We start from the raw sequence: 18,621 nt of genomic DNA on the forward strand, positions 1-18,621 counted from the left end.
TAGAAGAGAGCCATGCATCTCCGCCCGGCACTTCTTCTTGGTCTTTGCTTCATCCTTTCTCATGCGCACGCGCAGGAGATCAAGGATGGCAGTTTTCCCATCGTCTCGAATCTCAAAGCCGGGGTGGCCAAGGTGGACATCACCCCGCCAGATGCGGCGGAATCCAAAATCGTCGGGCATGTGCGTCAGGTGAGCGGTGTGCGTGATCCGCTGCGTGCAGGAGTTTTGATCCTGGACGATGGCGAAACGAAAGCGGCCATTGTCACGATGGACACCATCGGTGCGTGGGATGACATGGTGAAGGATGCGCGGGCACGGATCGAGGCGGAAACAGGTGTGCCATCCGCGAACATTCTTATCTCCGCCTCACACAATCACTCGGGGCCTGGGTACATGGAAAACATGCGGTGGGCGGCGGATTTGATCCGAAAGCTGGGGCTGGCTGCGAAGGAGGCTGCCGCCAGCATGAAGCCTGTAAACATCGGTTATGGTGAGGATCGTATCAGCTTTGGCATCAACCGTCGCAAAACGTACGATGGCCGGGCGGTGGTGAGTTTGAATCCCGATGGACCCAACGACAAACGTGTGAAAGTGCTGCGCTTCGATGATGGCCGAACGCTCACACCGCTGGCGGTCATCATGCACGCGGTCTGCCATCCGTGCTTTTTCACCTGGGGCGACAAAGGATCGCAGCCATATCCGAAGGGGTATCCGAAAATGAGCGCCGATTTTCCAGGGGAGGCACAGACGTTTGTGGAGATGTGCTACGCGCAAAAGACCAGCGCTTTGTTCATGCAGGGCTGTGCTGGAGACATCCGGCCCAATCTGCCCGGGTATCCGTATCGCTGTGCTGATGAGGCGGACATCCAGTGGGCGGGCCGCGATCTCGGAGGCGCGGTGGCGCGTGCGGCATCATTCAGCGTGACGCGTGAGCAACTGCGCAAACGCGAGACCTTTTACCCCATCCGTGTTGCCAGCGAGGTGGTGGAACTTCCAGGCAAAGAGCAGCCGGTGCGCGCTGAACTGATGGCGATGAAGATCGGCCCGTTTCTTCTGCTGACCATGCCGGGTGAGCCGATGGTGGAATATGGATTTAAACTTGAACAGGCCATCGCCAACCGGGCCACACCCATCATCCTCGGCTATGCGAATGGAAACATCGGCTACATCGCCACGGCGGATGCCCATACGGTGGGTGGTTACGAGCCCAACTTGTCCAAGCTCAAGCCCGAAGCTGAGGCGATCATTTTGAAGAAGCTTGGCGCGCTGGCGGATCGAGTGGTCGGTGATGTGTTTGAGAGTTTCTCAAAACATCCGAAGGATCTGCAGAAGCGCGAAGCCGAGGAAAAGGCGCGCCTGCAGTCTGCGCCAGCTGGCAAACCCTGATCTTCTTATCATCATGACACATCCGCTCGTCTCTTATCCCCAACTGCCCGATACGCCTACTTCACATCTGCCCTTCAGTCCCTGCGTGGTGGTGGGCGATTTGATTTTTGTTTCGGGTCAGGCTTCCGTGGATCAGGAGGGCAACATTGTCAGCGATACCTTCGAAGGGGAGTTTCGCCGCAGCATTGAAAATGTGCGCAAGGTGCTGGAAGCCGCCGGCAGCGATCTCGCCCACGTGGTGCAGACGCGGAACTACGTCCGCGATGCCGAGGATGTCCCGCTGTACAACCAGCTCTATCGTGAATACTTCCCGCAGCCTTCGCCTGCGCGCACCACGATCACGAACTGCCTGCCGCCCACACTGCGCTACGAGGTGGAGGCCGTGGCGGTACGCAAAGCCAACTGAACCGACCATGAACAACGACGAAGCAGCGCGCCGGGCCTACTGGGCGGATCAAATGGAGCAAGGCTATGCGATTGTGCAGAAGCTCATCGAGTTTCCAGTCAATGAGTGTGGCGAGCGCTTTGCCTCGATCCCGGATGCCGCGGCCGCGGCGAATGTGGAGATGCTGTTTTCCACCAGCAAGATCGCCGGGGATCTGGACCGCGTTTACTTCCTGCGCGAGAGCCTCGTGCGCGATGTCATCACTATCGGGCGCGAGATGAATGAGCGTGGTTGGATCTTGAAAATTGAGGACGGCTTTCGTTCGCTGGACATGCAGCGGCAGCTTGTGCGCAAGCCGTCGGTTTTTGATACGGTTTTGAAGAAGTGCATCTGGGAGCTCGGAGGAGAGATCCCGAGCACGGAGATGATGTTTCGGCGTGCCATCGTGCTGACGGCCAACATGCCGAAGATCGGGGCGCACATGTCGGGATCAGCCATCGACATTTCGGTGTTTCGTCGTGATGACAGCACCGAGGTCTGGCGCGGCTATCCGTATCTTGAAATGAGCGAATGCACGCCGATGAGGTCGCCTTTTGTCGCGCCCGAGCACGTCGCCACACGGCTGGAGATCGCGGCGATGATGGAAAAGCATGGCTTCATACATTTCCCGTTCGAGTTCTGGCACTTCGATAAGGACGATGCGGGTATGCACATACTGACTGGGAATCCCGCGCCCTGCCGTTTTGGCCCGGTGAACTGGGATCCACGCACCAACGAAGTCACGCCTGTGTCAGATCCACTCAACTTGCTCAATCCGCTGCCGGTCATCGAAAAAGAAATCGCCGCTGCCTTGGAACGTGTCCGCAATGCATAACCCTATGAAATCACTCCACTTGCTTCTTCTGCTGCCAGCTTTCGCCGCGCTCGGTGCTCCTCCAGCAGCACCAACCAAATCACCGGAAGTGCCAGCGCAACTGCCGCCGCAGATCGAAACGTTGCAGCCGGGCGTCAAACTCACGCTGCTCGCGGAGCATCCGGATCTGGTCACGCCAACGGGCATCGCCGTGGACAAAAGCGGGAACATTTATTCGATCTCATGTCACACTCATTTCCGGCCGGAAGACTATGACGGGCCGGTGCATGATGAGGTGCTGGTCTTTGATGCGAACGGCAAGAACCGCCGGGTGTTTTACAACAAGACTGATGCCACCATGCATGTGGAGATCGGGCCGGACGGCTGGATCTACCTTGCGGAGCGGGACCGCGTGCTGCGTGTAAAGGACACCAATGGCGATGGCGTGGGCGATGTTGAGGAGAATCTGGCCACGCTCGATTCCGTGGCGGACTATCCGCACAATGGTCTTAGCGGCATGTCGTGGCATCCCGACGGCGGCCTTGTCTTCTCACTCGGTGAGAATTTTGGCAAGGACTGGACGCTCACGGCCAAGGATGGCTCCAAGGTCAGCGGACGTGGTGAAGGCGGCGTGTTTCGCTGCACTGCGGATGGTGCGCAGATGCGCCGCATCGCCCGTGGTTTCTGGAATCCGTTTGGACTGATGGTGCGCAAAGATGGTGAAATCTTCGCTGCTGAAAATGATCCAGGCAGCCGCCCACCGTGCCGATTGTTGTATGTCGTGGAAGGAGCGGACTACGGTTTCCAGTGGGTGTATGGCAGCGCGCCGGTGCATCCTTTCGTGGCATGGAACGGTGAACTGCGCGGTACGCTTGGCATGGTGCATCCTTCTGGCGAAGGCCCCTGTGCCATCGTGGAACTCGGCGGCGGTGTATTGATCCCGAGCTGGAGCGATCACAGCATTGATTACTTTCCGCTTACACGAAAAGGTGCGGGATACACTTCAGAGCGGATTCCGTTGGTCAAAGGCAGTGATTTCTTCCGGCCAACGTGCATGGCGGTTGGTCCCGATGGTTCCTACTACCTCAATGACTGGGTGTTCAGCTCTTATCCGATTCACAAGCGCGGGCGTCTTTGGAAGCTGGAGATCGACAAAGCGAAAGCGGCCTGGGTGAACGACAAACCGGATGCGCTGAATGATGATGCGCGTCTTGCTGATGATCTGCGCACTGGCAAAGCCATGCTGGATACCAACAAGCTTCTCCAGCTTGCGCGTGGCAAGGATGCGTATCTCAGCGATGCCGCTTTGACTGCACTGGCGCGTGCGAAGTGGACAGTTGAAAAAGTGAAGCAGCTGCCGGCTCAAGATCGTCTCTGGGCCTTTGTGGCTCTGCGGCGGTTTGATTTGAGTGACGACCAATGGGTGAGCGCCTTCTTGGGCGACGGCGATCCTGAAATGCGTTTCGAGTGCCTGCGCTGGATTGCGGATGCGGTTTTGACCAAGTTCACGCCGCAGGTGGAGGCGATGCTGTCAGACTCGACACTGGACTATCATCTGTTTGAAGCTGTTCTGGCCACTTGGAACACGCTGCGCGGTGAACCCGCCGCAGGCGTGACGAATCCCGAAGTGCTTGTCGAGCGCATCATCAATCCCAAGACGCCCGCACGGCTCAAAGGTTATGCGCTTCGTCTTGCGCCAGCAACGCACAAGCAACTCACGGTGCCGTTGCTGCGTGAGCTTTTTGCTAATGGCGATTCCGTGCTGTCACAGGAAGTGGTGCGCACTCTGGTGGCACGCAATGCTGATGATGCGCGCGTGGTGCTGGCGGAGATTGCTGCCGATGAATCGCAGAAGACGGAGTTGCGTGCGGATGCCATCGTGGGGCTCGCCAGCTCCACCAAAGCGGAAGAGCAGGTACTGCTGGTGAAACTGGCTGCTGGCAAGGAGGGAAGTCTGCGCGATGAAGCGCGGCGCGCACTGCGCTACACCGACAAGGACAAGTCGTTTGTGATGAGCACGACCCGCCCTGTGTTTGATGACACCGCTGCGTGGCTGAAACTGCTGGATGCGCTGCCTGGCAAGGCGGATGTGGATGCTGGTCGTCGGATTTTCTTTCATTCCAAAGTCGGGCTTTGCGCCACCTGCCATCGCCACAGCGGGCGCGGCAATGTGGTGGGTCCTGATTTGAGCCTAGTATCGAAGCAGGGGGATCGAGCGGCGATTCTGCGCTCCATCTTAGAGCCCAGCCGCGAGGTGGCCCCGCAGTACTACCCCTCACAGGTGAAGCTCAAGGACGGCACCGAGTTCATCGGCATCATGCTGCGTTCTTCCAATACGGAGGTCTTTCGTGATCTCACCGGCAAGGAGCGTTCCTTTCCGCAGACGGACATTGTGAAGCGCACGGAGCTGAAAACATCGATCATGCCGCAGGGGCTCGCGGTGTCTCTGACAGATGAAGAATTGAGAGATTTGCTGGCCTTCCTCACCGTTCAGTAGGGGCATGCGCCCCAACCTGCTTCTAGCTGCCCTGTGTTTTACCGCTTCGGTGATGGCTGACGATTCGGTGATCCTGGCACCCGGGACACCTTGGAGTCGGCATACCATCGACAACACTTCACGTGGGGCCGACGGGGTGAAACTGGGGGATTTGAACAAGGATGGCCTGCCGGACATTGTGACCGGCTGGGAAGAGGGTGGTGTGGTGCGGGTGTATCTGAATCCGGGGCCGGCTAAAGCGCGCGAACCATGGTCGCAGATCACCGTGGGAGAGGTGAAGAATGTCGAGGAGGCGATCTTCACCGATCTGGATGGTGATGGAGAGCTGGAGGTTGTCAGTGGAACGGAAGGCAAGACGTGCACGCTGTACTGGCACCGAAGGGTGGACGGCGCCTGGACGACGCAACCCTTTCCAGCAGCGACGAACACGCAGATGTGGATGCAGGTGGCTACGCTCGATCTCGACGGGCAGCATGGGGCTGATCTCCTGGTGGCATCGAAAAACAAAGGCGCTGCGGTGAGCTGGCTGCAGGCTCCGAAGAAAGCGGATGATCTCAAGGAGTGGTCACTGCACAAGCTGCGGGATGCCGGCTGGGTGATGTCACTCACGCCGCAGGACATGGACAAAGATGGAGACGCGGATGCTGTGATCAGTGATCGCAAAGGTGAACGCACCGGGGTCTTCTGGCTGGAAAATCCAGGCGCTGAGGGGAATCGCAAGCATGCAGCGTGGAAAGAGCATGCCATTGGTGGTTTGGGCAAACAGGTCATGTTTGCCGACCTTGGCGATGTGAATGGTGACGGCCTGCTGGATGTCGCGGTGGCGGCCAAGCCGGTGGAGATCGTGCTTTGTTTGCGCAAGGCCGATGGTGGCTGGGAAGAGCACACAGTGAAACTGGATGGAGCAAATTTGGGCGATGCCAAGGCGGTGAAAATTGCGGACGTGAATGGTGACAAGCTCGCGGATCTCTTGTTCACCTGTGAAAATGCCAAAGGGAAACTTGACGGTATTGTGTGGCTGGAGCAGCAGCGCCATGGGCCCTGGAAGCAGCACACTCTGGGTGGGCCAGAAGGCTTGAAGTATGACCTCATGCAGACGCTGGATCTCGATGGGGATGGCGATCTCGATGTCATCACCTGCGAGGAGCGGGATCAGCTTGGGGTGATTTGGTATGAGAATCCGCACAAGTGAGACGTATTGGAGAGCCATGAAATCTGCCGTCTTTGCCCTGCTGCTCATTGCCCCATCCCTGTTTGCGCAAACCAAAACGCTGCGTGCCGGGGCGGCGGCGGTGGACATCACGCCCACGGAGTTTCCCATGAACATGCCGGGAGGATTCAGTGCCAATGCGGCGAACAAGGCGCATGATCCGTTTCATGCGCGGGCCCTGGTGCTTGATGATGGAAAAACGACGGTAGCGATGGTGGTGGTGGATGTTCTGGGCGCGGGTCCGGATGTGCTCAATGAGGCGAAGGCCATCGCAGCGGCAAAGACAGGCATGGCGGCGGACAAGATGCTCATCAGCTCCACGCACACGCACAGCGGGCCTTCGGTGAACACGCGCAGCGAGATGGCGGCGCGTTATTACAAACGGTTTGTGGAGGGCATCGCCGAATCAATCATCAAGGCGCATGCGGCTTTGAGGCCTGCCACTGTGGGAGCAGCGGCGCACCCGCTTCCGGATGAGGTTTTCAATCGTCGCTGGTATTTGAAGCCAGGGAAAATGCCGCTGAATCCCTTTGGTCGGATGGACAAGGTGAAGATGAATCCCGGCACCGACCCGAACACGCTGGATCATCCTGCCGGGCCGACGGACCCTGACATCACGATCATTTCGGTGCAGGATGCCAAGCGGAAGCCCATCGCGCTTTATGCGAACTACTCGCTGCACTACGTCGGGGGCGCGCCTGCAGGCGAGATGTCTGCGGATTACTTTGGTGAGTTTGCCCGGGTCATGCCTTCGCGTGTGCGGGGCGATGAGAACTTCGTGGCGATGATGTCGAACGGGACCTCCGGCGACATCAATAACATTCCCTTTGGCGCGACGCGCCCGCCACGTGAGCCGTTTGAGCAGATTCGCATCGTGGCGCAAAAGGCGGCGGACACGGCCTGGTTTGCGCAGCGAAAGATCGAAAAGCATCGCGGTGATGTGACGCTTGGCATGCTCCAGCGCGAGATCAGGCTCAAGTTTCGCCGCCCTTCGGAACAGGATGTTGCTGAGGCGAAAGCGGTGCTGGCGGTGAAGGACAAGGAGGCGGTGGAGAAGCTGCCGCGTCTGGCGAAGAACTATGCGGGCAGTGTCGTCGCTGCGGCAGAGCGCAAGGAAGAAACGATCATGGTGCAGCTGCAAGCCATCCGCATCGGCGACCTTGTGGTGTGCGGCATTCCGTTTGAGACCTTTGTCGAAATCGGTCTCGATTTGAAGAAACGCAGCCCGTTTCCGCAAACGATGGTCGTGGGTCTGGCCAACGGTCGGCACGGTTATCTGCCCACTTTGGAGCAGCACAAGCTCGGAGGTTATGAGACCTGGCTGGGCACAAATCAGGTGCAGGAGGACACGAGTGTCATCCTCACGGACAACCTGCTGGAGATGCTGGCGGAATTGAAAAAGGCGGACTGAACGCGGCTACGCCGCGGGAATGGAGATCAGGATTTCCAGGCCGGTTGGTTCGCGCAGTTTTGCGGTCACCGTGCCGCCGCAGGCCTCAATGCAGCGCTTCGTGATGGCGAGGCCGAGGCCGCTGCCGCCGGTGGAGCGGCGGCGTGCGGCTTCCGGACGATAGAAGGGTTCGAATAAACGGGGCAATGTTTCGGACGGCACACCCGGGCCTTGATCGGAAATGCGGATGATGGTTTTGCCATCCTGCTGCCCGGCATGGATTTGAATGGGGCCGGAATCGGCGGCGTAGCGTGCGGCATTGCGCAGGACGTTGCCGATGGCGCGATCGAGAGCGTCGCGCAGTGAATGCAGCTGAAGATCCGTGGACACAGCAAGCTGGATATCAGCCTCAGGGGCTTCACGAGCGATGACGGCCACAATCAAATCATGCAGGTTGATGTCTTCGGCGGTTTCGCGTTCGGGCAGAGTCTCGGCTTTGGAGAAGGCGAGCACTTCTTCAACAAGCTTCGCCATGTGCTGGAGTTCGGCGTCGAGTTTTTTCAGATACCCGGCCTGCTCCGGCGTGCTGCGTTGTTCCACCACGCCAAGCGCCATCTGCATGCGCGCGATCGGCGAGCAGAGCTCATGCGCCACGTCCGCAGTGATGCGACGCTGCTCCGCGACGTATTCACCGAGCTGCGCGGCCATGGCGTTCACGGAGGAGGACAGCTCGCCCAGTTCGTCGTTGCGGCTGCGTGAGACACGTTCGCCGAAGTTTCCCTGTGCTATGCGGCCTGCGGCATGGTTGAGACGTCCAATAAAGCCGGTGATGCCACGCACAAAGGGCATCCAGACGAGCGCGGAGAGCAGCAGGGCTGCGGCGGCGAGACCAAGCCAGGGCCATAGATCAAAAAACAGGCCGCCTCCAGTGATGGTGTTTGAGACCATGAGCAGGGTCAGCGGGCGGTGATCGCTCTGCTGAGTGAGATCAAGGTGCACGCCTGCCCAATAGTGTGCGGGATCACCAGCGCGCAGCATGAAACGTGGTTTGGGAGGTGCATCGGAGGGTCTTTTTCTGGCAACGCCGGGTGGCGGGCGTCGTGGGGGCGGGCGGTCGTTCGGGCCGCGTTTGTCGATGAGTTTTGGCAGAACTTCCGGAGGAACTTGAACCTGGGTTCCCATGATCTGGGTTCCGTTGCTGCTGAAAAGAGCGAAGGTCACATTGTATTGCGCGCCGTGCCGCTGCAGGACTTCTGGCCATTGCTGTTCGGGGAGCTGGGAGAGCTCGTCCGTGAGGCTGTCGCCGATGGCGGAGACACGCTCGCCTGCTTCCCCAGAAAGCATCCAGTCGAGGCTCATGCGAAACTGCATGCTGAGGAACCCAAAGACGAGGAATGCCAGCACCAGCAGATTCACCCCGAACCAGAGTAGAATCTTTAGATACAATGGCAGGCGCAGGCGGCTCATGAGGGGTCAGCGAGTGGGCGTGACGAGCTGGTAGCCGTAGCCGCGCACGGTCTTGATGAACTGGGGATTCTTTGGGTCGTCCCCCAGCTTGCGGCGCAGCGTGGAAATGTGCATGTCGATGGCGCGGTCAAACACATCCCATTCACGGTCGGCGACATCTTCGATGAGCTGCTCGCGGGTGCGCACGCGGCCATGGGCCTTTGCCAATGAGAGCAGCAGGCCAAATTCTGCCGGAGTGAGTTCCAAGGGCGTGTCGCCGAGAACGACCCCATGCGAATCCACATTGATGCGCAGCGGGCCGATGACGATCTCCTGCATGGGCGCCTGCGTGGAAGTTTCCGCCACCCAGCCAGAGCGCCGCAGAACGGCGCGCAGCCGGGCGAGAAGCTCGCGCGATGAAAACGTTTTCGGCAGGTAGTCGTCTGCTCCGAGTTCGAGACCGACGATGCGATCCACCTCTTCACCACGGCCTGTGAGCATCATGACCGGCACCTTGGATTTTGCCCGGATGCGCCGCAGCACCTCAAAACCATCGCAGCCGGGCATCATCACATCGAGGATGATCGCATTCCACGGCTCGCTGAGGGCGCGCTCGGCTCCGCTGTTGCCCTCGTGTTCGCACTCGACCTCAAAGCCCATCGGCTTCAAATAATCCGCCACGAGCTGGGAAAGCTCGGTGTCGTCGTCGATGACGAGGATGCGCGTGACGGGTGGCATGTGGAACTATCGGCTTCAGCGACTGGTTTCGCGAGTTTCTTTACGGTTTGCTGACAAATCAGCCGCAATTCGCTGATAAGCGACTGACACCACTGCTCCAGCATGAGGACTATGAAAGCCATCTTCGTTGCCGCCTTGTCCGTGGGATTGTTCAACAGTCCTGCGGCTTTAGCCCATACCTGGAAAGCTGGTGCATCCACCGACAAAGAGAGCCTGCGTGAGCATATTCTGGAGGAGTGGATGCAGCAGCATGCGGTGCCGACACAAGGAGAGAGCAAGCCGGTGCAGGTGGCTTCGACGGCGTCCACTTTGAACCTTGCTGCGGCAACGGTGGCCAATGCGGCGAACGCACCGGCGGCGGCGAAGCCGTTCCTGGCGTTCCAGAGGCTCGAATTGAAGTGGGACAAGGATTTCCTGTTCGTTGGGTCCAATGGGATGTCTGATCACAACATGATGGTGGGCATCACCGCGTGGCAACAGCAGGTGCCGCTGCCGCAGAACTACACGGGGGACAACATGTGGCGCATTCCTTTGCACCCAGTACCGGCGAAAACTCCCGCGATTGTGGAAGGGCATTTTCTTCGGGGTGCCATCGCGCTCGGGGTGAACGGCATTCCCATTTTCAATCCGCAGAACAATCGCGGCGAGGTTTCCTATGAGATCGGGGAACTGGACAAATGGGGCGGTCACTGTGGACGTGCGGACGATTACCACTACCACATCGCGCCACTGCATTTGCAGACGGTGGTGGGGAAGGGGATGCCGATCGCTTATGCGCTGGATGGCTACCCGATCTATGGCCTCACGGAGCCGGACGGATCGCCCGTGGGCAAGCTGGACGAGTGTCATGGCCATGAAGATGCGAAGGTGGGCTACCACTACCATGCCTCGATGAAGCGTCCCTATTTGCAGAGTGCGTTTCATGGAGTGGTGGTAGAGGCAGAGGGCCAGGTGGACCCGCAGCCGCGTGCGCAGGGCGTGCGCCCGGATACGCCCCCTCTGCGCGGTGCGGAGATCACCGGTTTTGAGAGCACGGGAGCTAACAGCTACAAGCTGAGCTATCAGGTGGGCAGTGATAAGCGTTCGATCAGCTACAGCATCAACAGCGACGGCACTTATCCTTTTGAGTTTAACAACGGCAGTGAGGGTGTCGTGAAGGAAGTCTATACGAGCCGGGGCAGCGGTGGTGGCGGAAAAGCCAAGGGCATGGGGAAGGGCAAGGGTGCCCCCGGGAAAGGCATGAAGCCCAATGAGAATCCACCTGGACCTCCTCCGGAAGATGCTCCGCGCCCACCTCAGCCGCAGGTTTCAGGGAGCCTGATGGATGTGAATGGCGACGGCACCGTCACGGCACAAGAATTTGCTGATAATGTGAAGCGCGAGTTTGCCGCGAAGCGCAGTGGCGGGACGCTGGCGGCCGCCATGGCGAAGGCTCGCGCCGAATTCATCGCACTGGACCGCAATGCGGATGGTAAACTGGATGCGGGCGAACTTTCAGCTCCGATGGCCGCGCCTGCCCAGGAACCCAGTGGCCGGCGAGGTGGAGCATCTGCCGCAACGACCAGCGGCTTCGTTTTGACCAGCCCCGAAGTGTCAGACGGCGGCAGTCTGCCCGCAGATTATACCGGCGATGGCAGTGGTGCGACGTTGCCCCTTGAATGGAAGGGGGCACCCACTGGCACAAAGAGTTATGCCTTGATCATGGATCATCTGGCTCCGGGCAATGAGATGAAGAGCTACTGGGTGATTTGGGACATCCCGGCGAAGGTGACGAATCTGCCGAAGAACGTGAAGGGTGTGGGCAAGCTGGGAGTTGGGTTCAAAGGAGAGGAAGGCTACGAGCCGCCGCATTCACAGGGACCCGGCGAAAAGACGTATGTGCTGCATGTGTATGCGCTTTCCACCGAGCCGCAGCCCAAGGCCACGGGGCGTGGCGGCGTGACACGCGAAGACTTGCTCGCTGCGATTGATGGCAAGATTCTCGCCAAGGCAGATTTGAGCGTGGTTTACTCACGTGGTGGTGGTGAAAGTGGCGGACGCATTGGCATGGCTCCCGGAGGCAGCCCCCAGCCGGTACGGCCGGAAACGTCCATGCAGCCTACGCAGCCCATGGCTCCGCAGGGCAGTGGTGGCGGGCAGCAGGGGGGGCAGCGCAAGCCGTGGATGCAGATGCATGGAACTGAGCTCGATGGCGATCAGGATGGCATCGTGACCGTGGCCGAGACTCTTGCGGATATGAAGGGCGCTGCTTCCAAATATGATGCGGACATGGATGGCATCATCACACCTGCGGAGATCGATGCGGCAGGTGAGATCCGTGAAGGTGCTGCGTTTGCCGGTTTTATCTACCGTCATGCTTACGAACTGGATGTGAACCAAGACAGCCGTCTGAGCAGCGCGGAACTGGCGGATGCAGCCAAGTACATGTTCGGTGCAGCGGATCTGGACCACGATGGCAAGCTCACGGCGGAAGAGGTGCAAAACGCGCCCAACACGCCGTTGCGCGCGGCTGCTCCTAGTAGCGGAGATCAACCGCCTGCTTCACCTCTTGCCACGAATCTTCCTCTCGGACCGAACCCAATGCCAACCACAAACGGGGCTGGGGGCAGCGGTGGTATGCGCCCGCTCGACGGCATTTTCAATCCGACTGTGCAGACTGGCGCAGGCGGTGGGGGTGCGCAGGCCGGTGCAGGCCAGGGTGGGCAGCGGCCTGGGGGTGCTCCGGGTGGGACTGGAAAGGGTGGTGGCGGAAAAAAGAAGAAAGGTGGTGGTCCACTCGGACTCATCAAGCCGAGCATCACTGACACGATGAAGCTCAACGTGTATGCGGACAATTGGTTCATGCTTTATGTGAATGGACGCCTAGTTGCCGTGGATCCGATTCAGTTCACACCGCATAATGTCGTCAGTGTGGATTTCCTCCCTGAATATCCGATGACGATCGCGGTGCTGGCGAAGGACAACGCCGATCCCAAGACCGGCCTCGAATATGGCAGCAGCGTCGGCGATGGCGGCTTCATTTTGAAGTTTGCCGACGGCACCGTGACCAATGCCAGTTGGAAAGCCAGAAGCTTTTTCCATGGTCCGATCAATGGCGACACTGCAAACCCGCAGGTCAAACATGAGCCGCTGCCGGCCAACTGGTGGGCCGTGGATTTCGACGACAGCTCATGGAAAAACGCCAAAGAGTACACGGTGGAGGAGGTCGATCCCAAGCAGCCCTATTTCGAGAATGATTTTGAAGGCGCCAAGTTCATCTGGACCGACGACCTCGCTCTGGACAACACCATCATCTTCCGCACCAAGATCGAGAAGCCCGACTGGAAGCAGCGCTGGAACACGAAGCCAGATCTCGACGTCACCGGAGCACCCCTGAAATGAAAACACTCATCACATCTAGTTTGCTGCTGCTCCTTGCTGGCAGCGCCTGGGCCAAGGCCCCGAACATTCTCTTTATCCTCGCGGATGATCAATCATGGAGCGGCACCTCGGTGCGGATGATGCCCAATGAGGCGGGCAGTGCGAGCCGTGAATTTCGCACGCCGAATCTCGAAAAACTTGCGGCGCAGGGCATCACATTTTCGCAGGCCTATGCGGCCCACTGCAAATGCGAGTGCTCACGCGCGGCAATTCAAATGGGGCGCAGCACGAGCACGCTGAACGCGACCGATAAAAATGCTCGCAACTGGAGCGCTCCGGTCACCGACTCACTCGTGAACACGCTCAAGAAGGCGGATGGCACCTATCGTGCGGCGCATTTCGGCAAGTGGCAGTGGTTTCACACGCCGGAGTCGATGGGGTACGATGCCAGCGATGGCATCACGATGAATGAGGACGGCGACACGACAGATCCAGAAGATCCCAAGCAGTCCTTCAGCATCACCCAGCGGGCGGGTGCGTTCATGGAGTCGCAGGTGAGAGAGGGGCACCCGTTCTTTCTTCAGCTTTCCTACTATGCCGTGCATCAGACACCGCAGGCGCTGGCAGCCACGCTCAAGAAATACGAGGGAATGGCTGATGCGAGCAAAGGTGGGCGCGGTGATCGTGCTGTGATGGCGGCCATGACCGAGGATCTCGACACCTGCGTGGGTGCGGTCTTGAAGAAACTCGACGACCTGCGCATCGCCGAGAACACCATCGTCATTTATACTTCCGACAACGGTGGCCGCACCAGCCTGCTGAATGGTGGCAAGGGTGATCTCGGCGAAGGTGGCATCCGTGAGCCGATGATCATTCGCGTTCCAGGCCTCAAAGGCGGTGTGAACTGCACCACCCCTGTCATCGGCTACGATCTGATGGCCACGGTGCTTGATTTTGCAGCTCCAGGGTTTGTGCTGCCGAAGGGTGTTGAAGGGGGCAGTTGGAAGCCTTTGCTGATGAGTGCCGGCAAGGCGCCGGTGAAGCGTCCCATTGACCGGTTTGTATGGCACCAGGCTGTCGAGATTGAGCACCCGCAGTCCGCCATTCGCAAGGGCGACTACAAGCTGTTCTATTTCTGGGACACGAAGGAAGGACTGCTTTTTGACGTGGTTAAGGATCTCGGGGAGACACGTGATCTCGCGAAGCAAAATCCTGAACTTGCTGCCAGACTTCAGGCCGAGCTCAAGGCCCACATCCGTGCAGGACTCGGGGAGCAGGCCTACGCAGCGCTGGAGCGTGGAGAGTTTCCGCAGGGACGCGGACCGGGCAAAGGCAAGGGGCCCGGCGGCAAAAAGAAAGATGCCAAGAAGATGGTGAAGTGATCCGTCGCTGGTCCCGGAATCGCCGCATGTGCGTTTCGGTATTTGCAGTGTGGGTGTTGGAAGATTGTAAATCCGGCGTTTACTGCCGATGAAGAAGACTGGCCGCCAGTGTTGATCAACGGGCGGTTTTCGTCTTCACTGCAAATCACTCACGCCCCATGTCTGAAGCTTTCAATTCCAACTACCCCTCCATCGAACATCTTCGCGAGAGAGCGCGTCAGCGTGTACCGCGTTTCGCCTTTGAGTATCTGGAGGGCGGCTGCTTCTCAAACATCAATCTTCAGCGCAACACGGATGAGATCCGGCAGGTGCAGCTGCGGCCTTGGTATTTGCGGGACTATCCCGGCTCTGACCTGAAGACGGAGCTCTTTGGCACCACCTATGATGCTCCCTTTGGTGTCTCGCCCATCGGCTTGCAGGGACTGATCTGGCCCAAGGCGACTGAGATCATCGCAAAAGCGGCGCATCAGCACAACATTCCATTCACGCTCAGCACGGTCGCGACGGCCAGCATCGAAACGGTGGCCGAACTCACGCAAGGCAAGGCCTGGTTTCAGCTTTACCATCCCGCCGAGGATTCGCTGCGCGACAAGCTGCTGGATCGTGCGCGGGATGCGGGTTTTCCAGTGCTCGTCATTCTCGCGGACACGCCCACCTTTGCCTATCGGCCCAAGGAAATCCGCAATGGACTGTCCATCCCGCCGCGGATGTCGGTGCGCAATGTGATTCAGATGATGCTGCATCCCACGTGGTCGTTTAGCCAGCTCGCGGCAGGTGCGCCGGAGTTCAAGACGATGAAGCCTTATCTGCCGAAGGGGCTGAGCATGAAACACCTCGGCCTCTTCATGAACAAAACCTTCTCGGGTCGCTTGAATCCGACGAAGATCAAAGCCATTCGCGAGCGCTGGAAGGGCAAGCTCGTGGTGAAGGGCGTCGTTACTGAGGAGGATGCCGAGACGGCGCTGGGCCTGGGAGTGGATGGTTTCATTGTGTCCAATCACGGTGGCCGTCAGCTTGATGCCGGGCAGTCCACCATCAAACCGCTCACCGAGCTCGCCAAGAAATTTGGACAGCGCACCACGGTCATGATCGACAGCGGCCTGCGCGCTGGTCCGGATGTCGCCTGTGCCCTCGCGAGCGGTGCCAAGTTTGCCTTCATGGGGCGGTCCTTCATGTATGGTGTCGCTGCACTGGGCAAGGCCGGCGGTGATCATACGATGACGATGCTGAAGCGCCAGATCAAGCAGGTGATGGAACAGGTGGGATGTGAGCGCGTGGCGGACCTGCCGAAACATCTGGTGAGCGGGCCCGAGGCTTGAAAATGATCTCAGACTCGAACGATCTTCCCTATCTGCACGGCGGCCCTTTAGGTCGTGCGCGTTTCAAAGTTCAGCCGGAAGATTTTGTGGTGGAGGAGCTGCTCGGTTTCGAACCTTCGGGCGAGGGAGAGCACTGCCTTGTCTGGGCGGAGAAGCGGAATCTGGACAGTAATGCTGCTGCGGCGCGGCTTGCGGATTCCGTGGGCATTCGGCGGCGGCTTGTCAGCCACTGCGGGCTGAAGGACCGGCATGCGGTCACGCGCCAGTGGTTCAGCCTGCACATGCCGGGACAGGCTTCGCCGGAGCCGCAGGCGTTGGAGTCTGAGGGGCTGCGCGTGCTGCGCATCACTCGCAACTTGCGCAAGCTGCGGCGTGGCATTCATCTGGGCAATCGCTTTACCATCCGGCTGCGCGAGCCGAATTTCGACGCAGGGCTTGCCGCGCAGCGCTGGCAGGCGATCACGGAGAAGGGGGCACCCAATTACTTCGGCACCCAGCGCTTTGGTAACGAGGGGCAAAATGTGGCGAAGGCGCAGGCGATGTTTCGCGGAGAGTTCACACCGGGGGATCGTCTGCTGAGAGGCATCCTGCTTTCTGCTGCGCGCAGTCATTTGTTCAATGCTGTGGTGGCTGGCCGGATGGCGGGCGGGAGCTGGGACAAACCGCTGGAGGGTGAGGTCTTTGGTTTTGCCGACAACGGCACCATCTTGCTGCCGGAAAACCAACGAGGCGATGAAGTGGTACGGTTTGAAAAGGGCATCGTTGAACTTACCGCCCCCCTATGGGGCAGTGGCGAGCTGCAAAGTGTGGGCGAGGTGCGCAGGCTCGAACAAGAGCTGCTTGCTGGGTTTCCTGACATCACCGCCGGACTCGAAGCCTTCGGACTGCGGCAAGAGCGCCGCGTGATGAGGCTGCGTCCGCTCGACTCCAAGTTTGAGGTGATGGAAAATGGTGACCTGCAGATTCGCTTTGATCTTCCCAAAGGGACCTATGCCACTACCCTGCTGAGCGAGCTGGCGGAGCTGGATGAATCCAGCCAGGATGCGGACGCATAATTGATTCATCGCAATGTAGGAGGGGGAGGACGCGTAGCTGATGAATCACCATGCTCATGCGCCGCTACTCATTCATCCTTCGTCTCCTTGCCGTCTGCCTGACTGCATCACTGTTTTGCGCCAACGGTGCTGACGCCGTTCCTGGCCAGCGAGTCTTTTACACGGGGCACAGCTTTCACATGTTTGTGCCGGGGATGATCGAAGCGATGGTCAAGACCACGGACATTAGGGGGCACAAGCTTGCCGGGCAGCAGGGCATCGGTGGTTCGAAGGTGATCCAGCACTGGGACTTGGCGGACGATAAGAACGTGGCGAAAAAAGCGCTCGGCGGCGGCGAGGTCGATGTCTTCACGATGGCGTCACACCTGCTCAGCCCGGATGAAGGCATCACGAATTTCGTGAATCTTGGTCTGGAGCATAATCCCAACGTGCGCTTCCTGGTGCAGGCCTCGTGGTATCCCTTTGATTTACCTGCACCTGCTTCCGGTGAGCCGGACCGGCGAATCAAGGACAATGCCCAGCGTGACAACGTGAAGATCGAAGATCTGCAAGCCGCAATCAATGGCTGGCGCACGCAGATCGAAGCGCAAGTGGCCGGACTCAACCAGAAGCATGGCAAGGCGTGTGTGTTCATTGTCCCTGTGGGCGATGCAGTGGTGAAACTGCGCGCCATGGTGGTGGCGGGTGAGTTTCCTGGGATCACGAAACAGTCCGCGCTCTTCCGCGATCCCATCGGCCATGGTCAGGGCGCCGTCATGGCACTGGCTGCCTATTGCAACTTTGCCGCGATCTATCGCATCAGTCCCGTTGGCCACACGGCCCCTGAGCGCAGCATCAATGCGGAGCAGCATGCGATACTTCAAAAAATCGCATGGGATACAGTGTCGAAGTATCCATTGGCAGGTGTGAAGTGATCACCGCACGAGTTCGAGCACCCCGAACGAAGCGGGCACATGAAAGTCTGGGCGTTCAGTTTGCGGATCCACCCAGGGCATCCAGCCGGAGTGAACGGTGCCATCGGGGCGGTGATGGAATTCGGCGCGATAGAGGCCTGCGAAGAATTCAGATGAGCCGGGCTTGAGCACCTTCAAGGCACGCAGTGTGTCGAGCGGCAGGCTGCCGGTGACGGTGTAGCGATTGCCTTCGATATTGGCGGTGAGTTGCAGGCCCTCGCATTGCCAGTCCCAGTTCATTTCACGGTAGAAATTTGCTTCGTAGGCCAGCACGTCACCACGGGGGGACATTTCGAGGCAGTAGTAGGGTTTCAGGCTCAGATCGGGGGCGAGGAAGATTTCGACGCGGTCGGAGCCGAGCACGCGGTCTTTGGCGGTGGGGCCTTCGGGCAGTACTAGATCGTCATCGATGCAGTCGAAGCGGAAATGAAGATGGGTTTCATTCCACAGGGCGCGGAACTCGGTGAACGGAGTGTGGCGCTCTTCCCAAGGAAAGGTGAAGTCGGTCAATGGTTCCACGGAAGACCAATCCAAGGGAGATGAGGAGGCGTGGCGGACGGGGTAGCGTTTCATGCGGCAGCTTTGGCAAGGTCACGCGTCAATTCAACGGCGGGTGGATAGTTGTCATCGAGTAGGTGCGTTGGTGC

Annotated in this window: 14 protein-coding genes and 1 pseudogene; 12 read left to right on the forward strand and 3 right to left on the reverse strand. The window is 59.2% G+C overall.

Annotated elements, in window-relative coordinates; translation table 11 throughout:
• Nucleotides 1-12: 12 nt before the first annotated feature.
• Genes WAW39_RS04830 through WAW39_RS04855 form a run of 6 tightly spaced genes read left to right on the forward strand, consistent with a single transcriptional unit; the run spans nucleotide 13 to nucleotide 7,742 of the window.
• Complete coding sequence (locus WAW39_RS04830; protein WP_422316338.1) at nucleotides 13-1,386, forward strand: hypothetical protein; 1,374 nt, start codon at nucleotides 13-15, stop codon at nucleotides 1,384-1,386.
• Between the two features lie 13 nt (nucleotides 1,387-1,399).
• Complete coding sequence (locus WAW39_RS04835) at nucleotides 1,400-1,792, forward strand: RidA family protein (RefSeq protein WP_397385101.1); 393 nt, start codon at nucleotides 1,400-1,402, stop codon at nucleotides 1,790-1,792.
• A gap of 7 nt (nucleotides 1,793-1,799) precedes the next feature.
• Entirely contained in the window at nucleotides 1,800-2,645 is an 846-nt protein-coding gene (locus WAW39_RS04840; protein ID WP_422316341.1) for a M15 family metallopeptidase, read from the forward strand.
• Nucleotides 2,646-2,649: 4 nt separating this feature from the next.
• Nucleotides 2,650-5,121, forward strand: a complete 2,472-nt coding sequence (locus WAW39_RS04845; RefSeq protein ID WP_422316343.1) for a PVC-type heme-binding CxxCH protein — start codon at nucleotides 2,650-2,652, stop codon at nucleotides 5,119-5,121.
• 4 nt (nucleotides 5,122-5,125) lie between these two features.
• Nucleotides 5,126-6,313 carry an FG-GAP repeat domain-containing protein gene (locus tag WAW39_RS04850; RefSeq protein ID WP_422316345.1) on the forward strand — a complete coding sequence of 396 codons (1,188 nt, stop codon included), beginning with the start codon at nucleotides 5,126-5,128 and terminating at the stop codon, nucleotides 6,311-6,313.
• A gap of 16 nt (nucleotides 6,314-6,329) precedes the next feature.
• Nucleotides 6,330-7,742 (forward strand): neutral/alkaline non-lysosomal ceramidase N-terminal domain-containing protein, encoded by a 1,413-nt coding sequence (locus WAW39_RS04855; RefSeq protein ID WP_422316347.1) that lies wholly within the window; start codon nucleotides 6,330-6,332, stop codon nucleotides 7,740-7,742.
• Between the two features lie 6 nt (nucleotides 7,743-7,748).
• On the opposite strand, the gene WAW39_RS04860 is transcribed toward WAW39_RS04855, so the two are convergent.
• Both WAW39_RS04860 and WAW39_RS04865 read right to left on the reverse strand, forming a co-directional pair.
• A complete protein-coding gene (locus tag WAW39_RS04860; RefSeq protein ID WP_422316349.1) occupies nucleotides 7,749-9,188 on the reverse strand; it encodes an ATP-binding protein in 1,440 nt (479 codons plus the stop codon).
• Nucleotides 9,189-9,194: 6 nt separating this feature from the next.
• The gene (locus WAW39_RS04865; RefSeq protein WP_422316351.1) at nucleotides 9,195-9,905 is read right to left on the reverse strand and encodes a response regulator transcription factor; all 711 of its coding nucleotides are present in this window, start codon (nucleotides 9,903-9,905) and stop codon (nucleotides 9,195-9,197) included.
• Nucleotides 9,906-10,421: 516 nt separating this feature from the next.
• Here WAW39_RS04865 and WAW39_RS04870 point away from each other — a divergent pair.
• From WAW39_RS04870 to WAW39_RS04895, 6 genes and pseudogenes are all read left to right on the forward strand, one after another.
• Nucleotides 10,422-12,386, forward strand: a pseudogene (locus tag WAW39_RS04870) (YHYH protein); the annotation flags it as partial.
• Between the two features lie 135 nt (nucleotides 12,387-12,521).
• The gene (locus tag WAW39_RS04875; protein ID WP_422316387.1) at nucleotides 12,522-13,286 is read left to right on the forward strand and encodes a hypothetical protein; all 765 of its coding nucleotides are present in this window, start codon (nucleotides 12,522-12,524) and stop codon (nucleotides 13,284-13,286) included.
• On the forward strand, nucleotides 13,283-14,647 hold the full coding sequence (locus tag WAW39_RS04880; RefSeq protein ID WP_422316353.1) for a sulfatase-like hydrolase/transferase: 1,365 nt from the start codon (nucleotides 13,283-13,285) through the stop codon (nucleotides 14,645-14,647). Before WAW39_RS04875 ends, WAW39_RS04880 begins: the two co-directional genes overlap by 4 nt.
• Before the next feature lie 158 nt (nucleotides 14,648-14,805).
• Nucleotides 14,806-15,966 (forward strand): alpha-hydroxy-acid oxidizing protein, encoded by a 1,161-nt coding sequence (locus WAW39_RS04885; RefSeq protein WP_397381221.1) that lies wholly within the window; start codon nucleotides 14,806-14,808, stop codon nucleotides 15,964-15,966.
• Nucleotides 15,967-15,968: 2 nt separating this feature from the next.
• A complete protein-coding gene (gene truD, locus WAW39_RS04890) occupies nucleotides 15,969-17,021 on the forward strand; it encodes a tRNA pseudouridine(13) synthase TruD (RefSeq protein WP_422316356.1) in 1,053 nt (350 codons plus the stop codon).
• A 50-nt stretch (nucleotides 17,022-17,071) separates the two neighbouring features.
• Nucleotides 17,072-17,935: a hypothetical protein gene (locus WAW39_RS04895; RefSeq protein WP_422316358.1), complete on the forward strand. Its 864-nt coding sequence runs from the start codon at nucleotides 17,072-17,074 to the stop codon at nucleotides 17,933-17,935.
• Here the strand turns inward: WAW39_RS04895 and WAW39_RS04900 are convergent, their stop codons facing one another.
• Nucleotides 17,936-18,547 (reverse strand): carbohydrate-binding family 9-like protein, encoded by a 612-nt coding sequence (locus tag WAW39_RS04900; RefSeq protein WP_422316360.1) that lies wholly within the window; start codon nucleotides 18,545-18,547, stop codon nucleotides 17,936-17,938. It abuts the gene before it with no gap.
• Nucleotides 18,548-18,621: the final 74 nt, after the last annotated feature.

Source organism: Prosthecobacter sp., assembly GCF_049294395.1.
Taxonomy (GTDB): Bacteria; Verrucomicrobiota; Verrucomicrobiia; order Verrucomicrobiales; family Verrucomicrobiaceae; genus Prosthecobacter.